At 71.0% G+C, this 13908-nt stretch carries 10 protein-coding genes; 4 read left to right on the forward strand and 6 right to left on the reverse strand.

Annotated elements, in window-relative coordinates; genetic code table 11:
* Positions 1-188: 188 nt before the first annotated feature.
* Positions 189-2348 (forward strand): S46 family peptidase, encoded by a 2160-nt coding sequence (locus tag BM393_RS21220; protein WP_091732442.1) that lies wholly within the window; start codon positions 189-191, stop codon positions 2346-2348.
* 294 nt (positions 2349-2642) lie between these two features.
* Here the strand turns inward: BM393_RS21220 and BM393_RS21225 are convergent, their stop codons facing one another.
* Complete coding sequence (locus tag BM393_RS21225) at positions 2643-3788, reverse strand: alpha-hydroxy acid oxidase (RefSeq protein WP_091732446.1); 1146 nt, start codon at positions 3786-3788, stop codon at positions 2643-2645.
* A 110-nt stretch (positions 3789-3898) separates the two neighbouring features.
* Positions 3899-4798: a LysR family transcriptional regulator gene (locus tag BM393_RS21230; protein ID WP_091732450.1), complete on the reverse strand. Its 900-nt coding sequence runs from the start codon at positions 4796-4798 to the stop codon at positions 3899-3901.
* Positions 4799-4890: 92 nt separating this feature from the next.
* Here BM393_RS21230 and BM393_RS21235 point away from each other — a divergent pair, with 92 nt between their 5' ends.
* On the forward strand, positions 4891-5346 hold the full coding sequence (locus tag BM393_RS21235; protein WP_091732453.1) for a YbaN family protein: 456 nt from the start codon (positions 4891-4893) through the stop codon (positions 5344-5346).
* On the opposite strand, the gene dinB is transcribed toward BM393_RS21235, so the two are convergent.
* The 3 genes from dinB to argH form a co-directional block, all read right to left on the reverse strand.
* Complete coding sequence (gene dinB, locus BM393_RS21240) at positions 5347-6591, reverse strand: DNA polymerase IV (RefSeq protein ID WP_091732456.1); 1245 nt, start codon at positions 6589-6591, stop codon at positions 5347-5349. It abuts the gene before it with no gap.
* Between the two features lie 82 nt (positions 6592-6673).
* Complete coding sequence (locus BM393_RS21245) at positions 6674-7165, reverse strand: hemerythrin domain-containing protein (RefSeq protein WP_091732458.1); 492 nt, start codon at positions 7163-7165, stop codon at positions 6674-6676.
* Between the two features lie 3 nt (positions 7166-7168).
* Complete coding sequence (gene argH, locus BM393_RS21250) at positions 7169-8626, reverse strand: argininosuccinate lyase (protein ID WP_091732461.1); 1458 nt, start codon at positions 8624-8626, stop codon at positions 7169-7171.
* A 191-nt stretch (positions 8627-8817) separates the two neighbouring features.
* Between argH and BM393_RS21255 the strand changes: the two genes are divergently transcribed.
* Positions 8818-10008: a sensor histidine kinase gene (locus BM393_RS21255; RefSeq protein ID WP_254783550.1), complete on the forward strand. Its 1191-nt coding sequence runs from the start codon at positions 8818-8820 to the stop codon at positions 10006-10008.
* Between the two features lie 87 nt (positions 10009-10095).
* Positions 10096-10923, forward strand: a complete 828-nt coding sequence (locus tag BM393_RS21260; RefSeq protein ID WP_091732467.1) for a LytTR family DNA-binding domain-containing protein — start codon at positions 10096-10098, stop codon at positions 10921-10923.
* An 8-nt stretch (positions 10924-10931) separates the two neighbouring features.
* Here BM393_RS21260 and ppc read toward each other — a convergent pair whose 3' ends face one another.
* Positions 10932-13676: a phosphoenolpyruvate carboxylase gene (ppc, locus tag BM393_RS21265; protein ID WP_254783587.1), complete on the reverse strand. Its 2745-nt coding sequence runs from the start codon at positions 13674-13676 to the stop codon at positions 10932-10934.
* Between the last annotated feature and the right edge of the window lie 232 nt (positions 13677-13908).

Here is a 13908-nt window from a genome sequence, read left to right on the forward strand (position 1 = left end):
GGGCGGGGACGGGCGGAATTGTAAGTTTGGAGTCAGGGATTCCCCCATCCCACGAACGAGGAGCCCGAGTGGCGCCGCGGGGGATTCCGCGATGCGGCATGGGCACGGGTGTCGACCGGCACGGTGGGCGGGCGGCGGGCTCGTGTATGGTTCGCCCCTTCTCAAGAAGGTGGACAGGAGTCCCGCGAATGAAACGACTGATGTGGGCCGCGCTGGCGTTGGGCGCCGCGGCCGGCGCCCAGGCGCATGAAGGCATGTGGATGCCCCAGCAGCTGCCGCTGGTGGCCAAGGACATGAAGGCCCTGGGCCTGAAATTCGATCCGGCGCGCCTGTCGCAGCCGCTGGGTTATCCGATGGGGGCGGTCGTCAGCCTGGGCGGCTGCACCGCGTCCTTCGTGTCGCCGCAGGGCCTGGTGGTGACCAACCACCACTGCGCCTTCGGCAGCATCCAGTACAACTCCACGCCGCAGAAGGACCTGCTGAAGAACGGCTTCCTGGCCGCCGCGCTGGGCGAGGAACTGCCGGCCGCGCCGGGCAGCCGCATCCTGGTGACGGTCGCGCTGACCGACGTCACCGACAAGGTGATCGACAAGGCGACCGCCGCGCTGCAGGGCAAGGCCCGCATCGATGCGATCGAGGCCAATGAGAAGGCGCTGGTCGCCGCCTGCGAAAAGGATGCCGGCCATCGCTGCTCGGTGGGCGCGTTCTACGGCGGCCTGATGTACCAGCTGACCAAGCAGCTCGAGATCCGCGACGTGCGCCTGGTCCACGCGCCGGCCGAGGGCGTGGGCGTCTTCGGCGGCGACACCGACAACTGGATGTGGCCGCGCCACACCGGTGACTACAGCTTCTATCGCGCCTACGTCGGTCCGGACGGCAAGCCGGCTGACTTCAGCAAGGACAACAAGCCCTTCCAGCCGTCGCAGTTCCTGAAGCTGGCGAGCGCGCCGCTGAACGAGGGCGACTTCGTCGCCGTGGCCGGTTATCCGGGCCGCACCAACCGCCACCGCCTGCCCAAGGAGGTGGACTTCGCCTTCGCCTGGGACTTCCCGCATCGCGTCAAGGCGATGGGCGAGCAGCTCGACCTGATCAAGGAGGCGACCGCCGGCCGCCGTGACGCCGAGATCAAGCTGGCCAACACCGTGGCCGGGGTCAACAACTACTACAAGAACTACCAGGGCCAGATGGCCAGCTACGCGGGCAGCGACATCCTCGCGCGCAAGCAGGCCGCCTTCGACGAGATGAAGGCCTGGGTGAATGCCGACGCCAAGCGTCGCGCGACCTACGGCGCGTCGCTGGTCGAGGTGGACCGCCTGATCGCCGAGCGCCAGGAGATCACCCGTCGCGAGTTCCTGCTGGGCTATGCGACGCCGACGCTGGTCAAGAGCGCGGGCGACCTGTACGAGCAGGCGCTGCAGCGCCGCAAGCCCGATGCCGAGCGCAAGGCCGGCTACCAGGACCGCGACCAGCTGCGCCGCCGGCAGGCGCTGGAGACGGTGGACCGCCGCTTCGACGAGATCACCGAGAAGAAGGTCGTCAGCCACTTCCTGACGCAGTACCTGGCGCTGCCGGCGGACCAGCTCAACAGCGCGCTGCTGAACGCGCTGGGCGTGCGCGCCGGCATGGACGGCGCGGCGGTGGCCGCGCGGGTGGACGCGCTGTACGCCGGCACGAAGCTCACCGACAAGGCCGAGCGCGGCGCCTGGCTGTCGCGTGACGCGTCGGCCTTCGAGGCGAGTGACGACACCCTGGTCAAGGCCGCGGTGGCGCTGCATGCCGATGAGCTGGCGCGCGAGAACCGCGACAAGGAACTGGCCGGCAAGCTGCAGCAGGCCTATGCCGCGACGATGCAGGCGGAGATCGACTTCAAGGCCAGCCGCGGCCAGCCGGTCTATCCGGATGCCAACAGCACGCTGCGGGTCGCCTTCGGCCAGGTGAAGGGCCGCGCGCCGGGCGTGGACGGCACGACCTGGACGGCGTTCACGACGCTGCGCGGCATCGTCGCCAAGCACACCGGCAATGGCGAGTTCAACGCGCCGGCCGAGCAACTGGCGGCGATCAAGGCCAAGCGCTTCGACAAGTACGGCGTGAAGGCGCTGGACTCGGTGCCGGTGAACTTCCTGGCCACGCTGGACACGACGGGCGGCAACTCGGGTTCGCCGGTGCTCAACGGCCATGGCGAGCTGGTGGGCCTGCTGTTCGACGGCACGCTGGACGCGGTGATCTCGGACTGGGACTACAACGACCACATGAACCGCAGCATCTGCCTGGATGCGCGCTACATGCTGTGGCAGATGAAGGTCGTCGACAAGGCGGATCGTCTGCTGAAGGAAATGAACGCGCTGTGATCGCGCGACCTGGTTGAGGCGTCCTGACGACGCCGCCGCGCGCGTGCAGACGCGAGAACGCCCCGCTTGATGCGGGGCGTTTTGTTTTCCGGGCCTGATTTCCGGGCCGGATTGCGAGCGGGTACGAACTGGATGTGGGAGTGGGCGTACGTGGAGCGTGCGGCGCCGGACGTTGGCAGCGAAAGGGCGGTGATGCAGCAGCGCTTGGAGCCGGTGTGGCTCCTGCAAGTCATGGAGCGCGGAAAGACGGCCCTGGACACTGCTGCCCTCCTTCCATGAGAGCGTCGCCGAGCCTCAGGCCGGCCGCGGCAGCAGCACCTGGCGATCCACGCCGCTCAGCGTCCGATGGCCGCAGAACGCCATCGTCAGGTCCAGCTCGCGGTGGATGATCTCCAGCGCCTTCGTCACGCCGGGACGGCCCATCGCGCCCAGGCCATACAGGAACGCGCGGCCGATGTAGGTGCCGCGCGCCCCCAGCGCCCAGGCCTTGAGCACGTCCTGCCCCGAGCGGATGCCGCCGTCCATGTGGACCTCGATGCGGTCGCCGACGGCGTCCACGATGCGGGGCAGGGCGCGGATGCTGGACTCCGCGCCATCGAGCTGCCGGCCGCCGTGGTTGCTGACGATCAGCGCATCGGCGCCGGTGGCGGCGGCGAGCTTCGCGTCCTCCTCGTCGATGATGCCCTTGAGGATCAGCTTGCCGCCCCAGCGCTCGCGGATCCACTGCACGTCGTCCCAGCTCAGCTGCGGATCGAATTGCTTGGCCGTCCACTCGGACAGCGAGCCCATGTCCCCCACGCCCTTCACATGCCCGACGATGTTGCCGAACTGACGCCGCGGCGTGCCCAGCATGCCCAGGCACCAGCGCGGCTTGGTCGCCATGTTGATCAGGTTGGGCAGCGTCAGCTTGGGCGGGGCGGACAGGCCGTTCTTCAGGTCCTTGTGCCGCTGGCCCAGGATCTGCAGGTCCAGCGTCAGCACCAGCGCCTCGCACTTCGCGGCCTTGGCGCGGTCGATGAGGCTGTTGATGAAGCCACGATCGCGCATCACGTAGAGCTGGAACCAGAACGGCGCCGTCGTGTTCGCCGCCACGTCCTCGATCGAGCAGATGCTCATCGTCGACAGCGTGAACGGCACGCCGAAAGCCTCGGCCGCCTGGGCGGCGAGGATCTCGCCATCCGCATGCTGCATGCCGGTCAGCCCGGTCGGCGCGATCGCCACCGGCATCGCGACCGGGCGGCCGATCATCGTCGCGGCGGTGCTGCGGCCTTCCATGTTGACCGCGACACGCTGGCGCAGCTTGATCGACTGGAAGTCCGATTCATTGGCGCGATAGGTGCTCTCGGTCCAGGAGCCGGAGTCCGCGTAGTCGTAGAACATCCGCGGGACGCGCTGCTGCGCGAGCACGCGCAGGTCTTCGATGCAGGTGATGACGCTCATGCGCTGGATGCTAGGCGAGCCACCGCTGGCCCGGCCGGAAAGTTTGGACGCGCACGCCGGAAGATCGTTCCGGATCGGTCAGGGACTTCCCTCACCCTTAGGCGTCACCCTCAGGCGTGATTGGCCTCGGCGCTCAGCGCCTCGCAATGCCGGACCAGCCAGCGCGAGAACACACGGGCCGCCTCGCCGTCGCCATGGCGCACCAGGCCATAGGGCATGGCGGCCGGCACGGCCAGGTCGAACAGCCGCTTGAGCGCGCCGCTGCGCAGCGCGGTGGCGGCCAGGCTGGGGCGGCCCAGCACGACGCCCTGGCCGCAGGCGGCCGCTTCCAGCGTCAATCCCAGGTCCACGAAGCGCGTGCCCTGCGCGGGCTCCGGCCAATCGAGCCCCGCGGCGCGCAGCCAGGGCTGCCACGGCTGCAGCGGCGTGCGCAGCAGTGGGGCGGAGGCCAGGTCCGCCGGCGTCTCGATCGCGCCGAGCCGCGCGAGCAGCGCCGGCGCCGCCATCGGCGTGACGATGTCGTCCAGCAGGACCTCGCCGCCGGCGGGCACGGTGCCGGCGAAGATCTCGACCTCCGCGGGCGGCGCGGGTTGATCCAGGTAGGGCGTCGACAGCAGCAGCTCGAGCTCGACATCGGGATGCGCGGCCGCGAAGCCGGGCAGCGCCGGCACCAGCACCTGCCGCGCGAAGGTCGGCGGGCTGCTGACGCTCAGGCGCGTGACGCGTGGCCGCTCGCGCTGGTGCAGCGGCACGGCCGCCAGCAGCGCGAGCGCGGTGCGCACCTGCGCCAGGTATTCCTTGCCCGCCGCCGTCAGGCGCAAGGGCTGGCGCGTCATCAAGGGCAGGCCCAGGCGCTCCTCCAGCGTCGCGATGCGCTTGCCGACGGCGCTGGCGCTGACATGCAGCGTCTCGGCGGCGCGCTCCAGGCTGCCCAGGCGCGCGGCGGCCTCGAAGGCCAACAGGCCGTCGAGGGAGGGCAGGCGCGGGGAGTCGCTGGGGGCATCGCTCATGGCGGCGACTGTAGCCGCCGGAGGTCTCGCCTTGCCAGCGGACTTGAGCGGCCGCCGCACCGGCCGCCACGCGTCGCCGCTACAGTCGCGCGATGTCCCAAGCCGTCGATCCCGAGCGCCCGACCGAGGTTCCTGCAGCCGTGGATGCTGTCGTCGCCGATGACGCGACGAGCAGCGCGCTCAAGGAGGCCGCGTTGTGGCGGCGCCTGCCCTGGCTGGTCGGCGGCGCGCTGAGCCTGCTGCTCGGCGTGATCGGCATCTTCCTGCCGCTGCTGCCCACCACGCCGTTCGTGCTGCTGGCCGCGTTCTGCTTCGCGCGCGGCTCGGCGCGCTGCGAGGCCTGGCTGCTCGCTCATCCGCGCTTCGGGCCGATGGTCGTCCAGTGGCGCGCGCGTCGCGCCGTGCCGCTGCGGGCCAAGCAGCTGGCCTGGGGAATGATGGCCCTGAGCTCGGCGATCTCCTGGGCGGTGATGCCGGTGCTGCCCTGGCTGCCGGCGCTGTGCTGCCTCGCGGTCGGGATCTGGCTCTGGCGCCTGCCCACCGCCTGATCAGCCGAACAGGTTGAGGTTCTCCGGCCGCGGTCGCGGATCCTCCGGCTTGCTGGCGGCGCCGGCGCGACCGCGCCGGGCCGGCTCGATCTCCCCGGGGCGGCTCAGCTTGCCCACGCGCACGCCCAGCAGGCGCAGCCGCTGGCTCAGGTCCACCCGCTTGAGGCACAGCCCCGCCGCATGCCGGATGGCCGCGGCGTCCTGCACCGGCTGGTCCAGCGTCAGGTCGCGCGTCACCGTGCGGAAGCCCTCGAAGCGCAGCTTGATGCCGATGGTGCGGCCCAGGTAGCCCTTGCGCTGCAGGTCCGAGGCCAGTTGCTCGCACAGCGCCGTGAAGATGCGCGACAGCTCCGGCCGGTCGCGACGTGCGTGCAGGTCGCGCTCGAAGGTGGTCTCGCGGCTGATGGAGACCGGCTCGCTGTGCGTGACCACCGGCCGGTCGTCCAGGCCCCAGGCCGCCTGGTGCAGCCAGGCGCTGTAGCCGGGGCCGAAATGCTGTTGCAGCAGCTCCAGCGGCGCGGCCGCGAGTTCCCCGATCGTGTGCAGGCCCAGCGCCTCGAGCTTCTCGCCGGCCTTGGGGCCGATGCCGTTGATCCGTCGCGCCGGCAGCGGCCAGATCCGCGTCGGCAGATCGGCCATCGTCACCAGCGTCAGCCCGTCGGGCTTGTCCAGCTCCGACGCGATCTTGGACAGCAGCTTGTTGGGCGTCACCCCGATGGAGCAGGTCAACCCGGTGGCGCTCTGCACCGAGTTCTTGATCTCCCGCGCCACCGCCCGCACGCCGCCCAGCGGATCGTGGCCGACCGGCTCGCGCGCGCCTGGCACGTCGGTCAGGTCGATGTAGATCTCGTCGATGCCGCGGTCCTCGATGACCGGCGCGATCTCTCGCACCGCCGCCTTGAACAGCCGCGAGTAATGCCGGTAGGAATCGAAGTCGGCCGGCAGCAGGATCGCCTGCGGCGCGCGCAGCGCCGCCTTCATCAGTCCCATCGCCGAGAACACGCCCAGCGCGCGCGCCGCGTAGGTCGAGGTGGTCACGACGCCTCGGCCGGTGTAGTCGGCCAGCTTGAAGAACTCGCGCGTGCCGTCGGGGCGTTCCTGCGGCGTGTGGGCGCGCCGTCCGCCGACCACCACCGGCAGCCCCTTGAGCTCCGGATAACGCAGCAGCTCCACGGACGCGTAGAACGCGTCCATGTCCAGGTGGGCGATCAGGCGATCGGGCAGGGCGGGCGTCGGCTCGGCCATGCGGCGGATTGTGGCGGCGCCGGCTGACACGCGCTGTCAGCAGGTCCGGAGCCGCTCCGGACTCCGGTGCATGAAGGGCGGCTCAGTGGCCGCAGGACGTCGAGCCGCAAGCCGAGACCGCGTCCGTCGCTTCGGCCGCGGGGCGGATCGGATCGCGGCATTCGCCGGTCTTCGGATCGAAGCCGCGCTGCTGCATCGTGTAGACCAGCGCCGCGTCCATCATCTCCGCATGACCGGGGAACCACTGCGAGAGCTCGGTGCGCACGATGCCCAGCGGCTCGCGGTCGCCGAGGTCCTCGGCATAGCGCACCACCTCGCGCATCACGTTCAGCACCATCGCATGCTGGCTGCTGTGGCAGTTCTCCGGCTCGAAGCCGGTGGCCGCCATCCAGCGCTCCTCCATCGCGAAGTGCTCCTCGGTGTGCGCCAGCAGCGCCTTGAACGCGGGCAGCGCGTCCTCGCCGCGATCGAGCGCCTCGCCATAGCGGTTCAGCAGCGCGACGAATTCCTCGTGCGTGTGGTCGAGTTCCGGCTGGTTGAGCACCAGCTCGTCGGTCCAGGCCAGCGTGCTCATCGGTCAGCCCTTCGCGGCGACGGCCGCGCCCAGGCGCTCGCGATGACGCGCGACCTGCGCGCGCACCTGCGCCGGCGCGGTGCCGCCGAGGATGTTGCGCGCGTTCAGGGAGCCCTGCAGCGACAGCACCTCGTAGACGTCCTCGCCGATGCGGGCGTCGAACTGGCGCAGCGCGTCCAGCGGCAGCGCCGACAGGTCGATGCCCTGCGCCTGCGCCGTCTTGACCGCGTGCGCCACGACCTCGTGGGCGTCGCGGAAGGCCAGACCCTTCTTGACCAGGTAGTCCGCCAGGTCGGTCGCCGTCGCGTAGCCCTTGAGGGCCGCGCGTTCCATCGCCTCGGGCTTGACCGTCAGGCCGGCCATCATCTCCGCGAAGATGCGCAGCGTGTCGTTGAGCGTGTCGACGGTGTCGAACAGCGGCTCCTTGTCTTCCTGGTTGTCCTTGTTGTAGGCCAGCGGCTGGCCCTTCATCAGCGTGATCAGGCCCATCAGGTGGCCCACCACGCGGCCGCTCTTGCCGCGTGCCAGCTCGGGCACGTCGGGGTTCTTCTTCTGCGGCATGATGCTCGACCCGGTGCAGAAGCGGTCCGGCAGCGCGATGAAGCCGAAGGCCTGGCTCATCCACAGGATCAGCTCTTCCGACAGGCGCGAGATGTGCACCATGATCAGCGCGGCGGCGGCGCTGAATTCGATCGCGAAGTCGCGGTCGCTGACCGCGTCCAGGCTGTTCTGCGCGACGCCCTCCATGCCCAGCGTGCGCGCGACGCGCTCGCGGTCCAGCGGGTAGCTGGTGCCGGCCAGCGCGGCCGCGCCCAGCGGCAGTCGGTTCACGCGCCTGCGCGCGTCGACGAGGCGCTCCGCGTCGCGCGCGAACATCTCGACGTAGGCCAGCAGGTGATGCCCGAAGGCCACCGGCTGCGCCACCTGCAGGTGGGTGAAGCCGGGCAGGATCACGTCGGCATGGCGCTCGGCCTGCTCGACCAGCACCCGCTGCAGCTCGCCCAGCAGACCGACCAGCGTGTCGATCTCGCCGCGCAGCCACAGCCGCACGTCGGTGGCGACCTGGTCGTTGCGGCTGCGGCCTGTGTGCAGCCGCTTGCCGGCCAGGCCGACCAGCTCGGTCAGGCGCGCCTCGATGTTCAGGTGCACGTCCTCCAGGTCCAGCTTCCATTCGAAGCGGCCCGACGCGATCTCCTCGCGGATCTGCGCCATGCCCTTCTGGATCGCGGCCAGATCGTCGGCGCCGATGATGCACTGCGCGGCCAGCATGTCGGCGTGGGCGAGCGAGCCCTGGATGTCCGCTGCCCACAGGCGCTTGTCGAAGTCGACGCTGGCGGTGTAGCGCTTGACCAGCTCGCTCATCGGCTCGGAGAAGAGGGCGGACCAGGCTTGCGACTTGTTGGCGAGCTGGTTGTCGGCGTGTTGGCCGTCGGCCAGGGAGTCAGCAGGGGAGGAGGACATCGGCTTGCAAGGCGTTACGACTTCGCGGCGCCCCGGGCGGGCTCGCATTGGTCGCGGCCGGACGCCTGGGAGAGAATGAGCCGCCGATTCTAAAGGGGGCGCCATCCGGTCGCCCACGGGCTGGGAGGGGCGCCATCCCGGCGCCCGGGCGCAGGCAGAGGGCAAGGACAGTGCGGGGACGGGAGGAGCCGATGGCCAGCAAGGCAAGCAGCGGACGGACGTCGGGCGACGCGCCGCGACGCCCGGCCGACCCCTCTCGCAACGCGCGCGACACGCGCGAGGCCTCGACGCAGCCGGCGAGCACCCAGCCCATGAGCACCCAGCCGCTGCCCACGCAGCCCGCCTGGGAGGAAACCCGCCTGGACGCGCGCACGGTCGAGGCGCCGCGGCTGATCGATGCCCAGCGCCGCTTCGACGTCTGCCATGTCGGCCTGGTGCTGCGCGCGGTGCTGGGCGTGCAGCTGGTGCTGTCGCTCGGACTGGCGCTGATGTCGGAGACGCTGGCGCAATGGGCCTGGGCCATGGGCGGCGCGTCCGTCGCCGCCCTGAGCGCGGTGCTGGCCTGGCTGCTGATCGTGTGCGCCGCCAAACGGCTGCTGGCGCGGCTGCCGGAGTGGGCGCAATGGACGCTGCCGATCGCGCTGGGGGCCGCCTGCGCCCACGGCGGCGCGCTGCTGCTGGAGGCGGTGGAGCTGGGGCATCTGGGTGCCTTGCCGCGCGTGGCCGCGGCGCTCACCGGCGGGCTCGCGGCCGGTGTGCTGCTGGGCTGGCTGAAGCTGCGCGAACGCGCCCAGGCGCCAGCCGACGCGCTGGCCCGGCTGGTCGAGCTGCAATCGCGGATCCGGCCGCACTTCCTCTTCAACACGCTGAACACGGCGATCGCGCTGGTGCGCGTCGATCCCAACCGCGCCGAGGAGGTGCTGGAGGACCTGGCCGAGCTGTTCCGAGTCGCGCTGGCGGACGCCGGCCCGACGGCCGAGGGCGTGCGCCTGGACCAGGAGGTCGAGCTGGCGCGGCGCTACCTCGCGATCGAGCAGCTGCGTTTCGGCGACCGCCTGCGCGTGCACTGGCAGCTCGATCCGCATGCGGCCGACGCGCGCGTGCCGCCGCTGCTGCTGCAGCCGCTGGTGGAGAACGCGGTGCGTCACGGCATCGAGCCCAACGACCAGGGCGGCGACGTCGACATCGTGACCCGCGCCCGCGGTGGCGAGGTCGAGATCCGCGTCGTCAACACGGTCGGGCTGCCGTCGCGCGCCCAGGGGCATGGCCTGGCGCTGCGCAACGTGCGGCAGCGGTTGCGCCTGATGCACGACGTGGCGGCGCGGCTGGAGGCCGGGCCGGGCGAGGGCCGCTTCGTCGTGCGCATCGTGATGCCGCGATGACTGGCGCCGCGATGAAGCGATGACGCGATGACGCGATCACACGACCGGAGCTGAACCGGAACGGGAACGAGGACAGGGAAGGAAGACATGCTGACGCATCCGCCGCTGAGGGTCTTGATCGTCGATGACGAGCCGCTGGCGCGGCTGCGGCTGCGGGGCCTGGTCGAGGCCAACGAGGAGCCGCGCGCCGAGGTTGCCGCCGAGGCCGGCAGCGGCGAGCAGGCGCTGGCCTGGCTCAAGGACCATGCCTGCGACCTGATCCTGCTCGACGTGCAGATGCCGGGCCTGGACGGCCTGGGCCTGGCGCAGGCGCTGCGCGGCCGGCCCTTCGCGCCGGCGATCGTGTTCGTGACGGCCCATGCGCAGCACGCGCTGCAGGCCTTCGAGCTGGAGGCGCTGGACTACCTGACCAAACCGGTGCGGCGTGAGCGGCTGCAGGCCAGCCTCGCGCGGGCGGCGCAGCGCCTGGACGAACGCGCGGCCGCGAAGGCGCGCGAGGCGGGCGCGCCGCACGGCCCGGGCGCCGCGCCGGCCGCCGAGGCGCCCGTCATCAACATCACCGAACGCGGCCGCCTGCTGCGGGTGCCGCTGGCCGAGGTCCTCTACTTCAAGGCCGAGCTCAAGTACCTGACGCTGCGCACCGCCACGCAGAGCCATGTGATGGACGGGTCCCTGAGCGAGCTGGAGCAGCGCCTGGGCGACCGCTTCCTGCGCGTGCACCGCAATGCGCTGGTCGCGAAGGCGGCGGTGCGCGAGCTCGAGCGCCACGTGCCCACCGACGGGCCGGCGGATGGCGACGGCGACAACGGCGGCGAACTCGGCTGGGCGGTCCGCATCGCCCACGTCAACGAATGGCTGGCCGTGTCGCGCCGCCAGGTCGCCGCGGTGCGGGAGGCGCTGGCCGGCCAGCGCTGAGGCGATCCTCAGCCGGTGTTGCGCAGCCCCGCCGCGATGCCGTTGATCGACAGGTGGATGCCGCGCTGCACGCGTTCCAGCCGCGGGTCCTCGGCGCGCTTCTCGGCCGGGATGGCGCGGTAGCGGCGCATCAGCTCGACCTGCAGGTGGTTCAGCGGATCGATGTAGGGGAAGCGGTGCTCGATGGAGCGCGCCAGCGCCGGGTTGGCCGCGAGCCGGTCGTTCTCGCCGGTGATCAGCGCCAGCGCCGCCTCGGTGCGGGCGAACTCGGTCTCGATCGCGCCGAAGATCTTCTTGCCCAGGCGCTTGTCCTCCACCAGCTCCAGGTAGCGGCGGGCGATGTCCAGGTCGGCCTTGGCCAGCACCATGTCCAGGTTGGACAGCAGGGTGCGGAAGAAGGGCCACTGCTTGTACATGCGCTTGAGCAGTGCGAGCTTCTCGTCGCGGCCCGCCTTGTCCTTGCCGAGGAACTCCTGGATGCCCGAGCCGAAGCCGCACCAGCCCGGCAGCGTGATGCGCGACTGGCCCCAGCTGAAGCCCCAGGGGATGGCGCGCAGGTCCTCGATCGCGCGGGTCGCCTTGCGCGACGCCGGCCGCGAGCCGATGTTGAGCTCGGCGATCTCGCGGATCGGAGTCGTCGCGAAGAAGAAGTCGGCAAAGCCCGGCGTGTCGTAGACCAGGCCGCGATAGGCCGCGAAGCTGCTGTCGGACAGCGCCTGCGCCGCGTCCATGAAGGCCTTGGGCGCCGGCTTGGTCGGATGCAGCAGCGTGGCCTCCAGCGTGGCGGCGACCAGCGTCTCCAGGTTGCGTCGGCCGATCTCCGGATTGGCGTACTTGGAGTTGATGACCTCGCCCTGCTCGGTCAGGCGGATCTGGCCGTTCACCGTGCCGGGCGGCTGGGCCAGGATGGCCTGGTAGCTCGGGCCGCCGCCGCGACCCACCGTGCCGCCGCGACCATGGAACAGGCGCAGCGTCAGCGGGCCCTGGGCGCGCAGCTCGTCGAACAGCTGCACCAGCGCGATCTCCGCGCGATACAGCTCCCAGCTGCTGGTGAAGACGCCGCCATCCTTGTTGGAGTCGGAGTAGCCCAGCATGATGTCCTGCTCGCCGCCGGAGCGGCGCACCAGCGCCGCCATGCCGGGCAGCTCGTAGAAGCCGCGCATGATGCCGGGCGCGTTGCGCAGGTCGGCGATGGTCTCGAACAGCGGCACGACGATCAGGTCGCTGACCGCCTCGCCATCGAGCGTACCGCGCAGCAGCCCGACTTCCTTGAGCAGCAGCTGCACCTCGAGCAGGTCGCTGACGTCCTCGGTGTGCGAAATGATGTAGTGGCGCAGGGCCTCGCGGCCGAAACGCTTGAGCGACTCGCGCGCCGTCTCGAAGATCGCCAGCTCGCCCAGGGTGCGCTCGCTGTAGTCGGCGCCCAGCACGCGCAGCGGGCGCGTCTGGTTGAGCAGGTCCACCAGCAGCGCGCGGCGCTCCATCTCGCCCAGCGCCGAATAGTCCTCGCAGACGCGCGCGGTCTTGAGCAGCTCGACGATGGTGAGCTCATGCTGGTCGCTGCTCTGGCGCAGGTCCAGGGTGGCCAGGTGGAAGCCGAAGACCTGCACCGCCCGCATCAGCGGCTTGAGCCGCGGCGCGATCAGCGCATGGGCATGGTGGCTTTCCAGCGAGGACTGGATCACGCGCAGGTCCGCCAGCAGGTCCTCGGGCGTCAGGTACGGGTCCTGCGGCGCGACCGCGTGGCGCAGCGCCTCGGTGCCGGTCAAGGCCTGCAGCGTCGCGGCCAGCCGCGCATACATGCCGGTCAGCGCGCGCCGGTAGGGCTCGTCCATGCGGTGTTCGTTCTGGTCGGGGCTGCGCTCGGCCAGCGCTTGCATCGCCGGCGTCACGCCCGCCAGCCGCAGCGAGATCGACAGTTCCGCGCCCAGCTCGTGCAGCTCGGTCAGGTAGTGGCGCAGCGCCAGCTCGCTCTGGCGGCGCAGCGCCAGCCGCATCGTGTCGGCGGTGACATTGGGATTGCCGTCGCGATCGCCGCCGATCCACTGGCCCATGCGCAGGAAGGGTGCCACCTCCTCGCCGGGCAGCGCCTCCTCGAGCTCGGTGTAGAGCTTGGGGATCTCGCGCAGGAAGGTCGCGTGGTAGTAGCTCAGCGCGTTCTCGATCTCGTCGGCGACGGTCAGCTTCGAGTAGCGCAGCATGCGCGTCTGCCACAGCTGCGTGACGCGGGCGCGGATCAGATGCTCGTTGGCGGCCTTCTCGCGCTCGGTGTGCAGCCGGTCGCGGGCGCCGACCAGCTCGGCGATCGCCCGCTCGGCGTCCAGGATGCTCTTGCGCTGCACCTCGGTCGGATGGGCCGTCAGCACCGGTGACACGAAGCCGTTCTCCAGCGTGCGCGCGACCTCGGCCGGCCGCACGCCAGCGTCGAAGAGCCGCTCCAGCGCATAGGCGAGCGAGCCGGGCTGGAGCGAGCCGTCGCGGTCGTGCACCTCGCGGCGGCGCACGTGGTGGCGGTCCTCGGCGATGTTGGCCAGGTGCGAGAAGTAGCTGAAAGCGCGGATCACGCTGACCGTCTGCTCGCCCGAGAGGCTCTTGAGCAGCTTGTCCATCTGCTTGCCGGCCTGCGCATCCCGCTTCAGGCGGAACGCCACCGACAGCTGCCGCACGCGCTCCACCAGTTCGTAGGCCTCGCGGCCCTCCTGCTCCCGGATCACCTCGCCCAGGATGCGGCCCAGCAGGCGGATGTCGTCCATCAGCGGCTGGTTCTTGTCCTTGACGATCTGGATCGAGCGCGTGGTGGCCTTGGCGTTGCCGGCCTTCTCGGCCTTCTCGGCCTTCTTTGAGGCGGGCGTGGCGGCGGCCTTGGCCCGCGGGGTCGAGGACGGCTTGGCGGCGGAACGGGCGGCGGGGCGGGCGGGGCGGGAAGCGGTACTGGCGGGCATGGTGGCGTCAGGAGTTCGTCAGAGACCGGAGGGGTGAGCGGAG

The sequence above is a fragment of the Mitsuaria sp. PDC51 genome (assembly GCF_900113225.1).
In the GTDB taxonomy this organism is placed as follows: domain Bacteria; phylum Pseudomonadota; class Gammaproteobacteria; order Burkholderiales; family Burkholderiaceae_C; genus Roseateles.

Bases quoted from the DNA above. Each gene is read 5' to 3' on its own strand.
- BM393_RS21245 (WP_091732458.1), bottom strand. From the start codon at position 7,165: ATGAGCACGCTGGCCTGGACCGACGAGCTGGTGCTCAACCAGCCGGAA.
- BM393_RS21235 (WP_091732453.1), top strand. From the start codon at position 4,891: ATGTCCCAAGCCGTCGATCCCGAGCGCCCGACCGAGGTTCCTGCAGCC.
- BM393_RS21230 (WP_091732450.1), bottom strand. From the start codon at position 4,798: ATGAGCGATGCCCCCAGCGACTCCCCGCGCCTGCCCTCCCTCGACGGC.
- BM393_RS21225 (WP_091732446.1), bottom strand. From the start codon at position 3,788: ATGAGCGTCATCACCTGCATCGAAGACCTGCGCGTGCTCGCGCAGCAG.
- argH (WP_091732461.1), bottom strand. From the start codon at position 8,626: ATGTCCTCCTCCCCTGCTGACTCCCTGGCCGACGGCCAACACGCCGAC.
- BM393_RS21260 (WP_091732467.1), top strand. From the start codon at position 10,096: ATGCTGACGCATCCGCCGCTGAGGGTCTTGATCGTCGATGACGAGCCG.
- BM393_RS21220 (WP_091732442.1), top strand. From the start codon at position 189: ATGAAACGACTGATGTGGGCCGCGCTGGCGTTGGGCGCCGCGGCCGGC.
- dinB (WP_091732456.1), bottom strand. From the start codon at position 6,591: ATGGCCGAGCCGACGCCCGCCCTGCCCGATCGCCTGATCGCCCACCTG.
- BM393_RS21255 (WP_254783550.1), top strand. From the start codon at position 8,818: ATGGCCAGCAAGGCAAGCAGCGGACGGACGTCGGGCGACGCGCCGCGA.
- ppc (WP_254783587.1), bottom strand. From the start codon at position 13,676: ATGGACGACATCCGCCTGCTGGGCCGCATCCTGGGCGAGGTGATCCGG.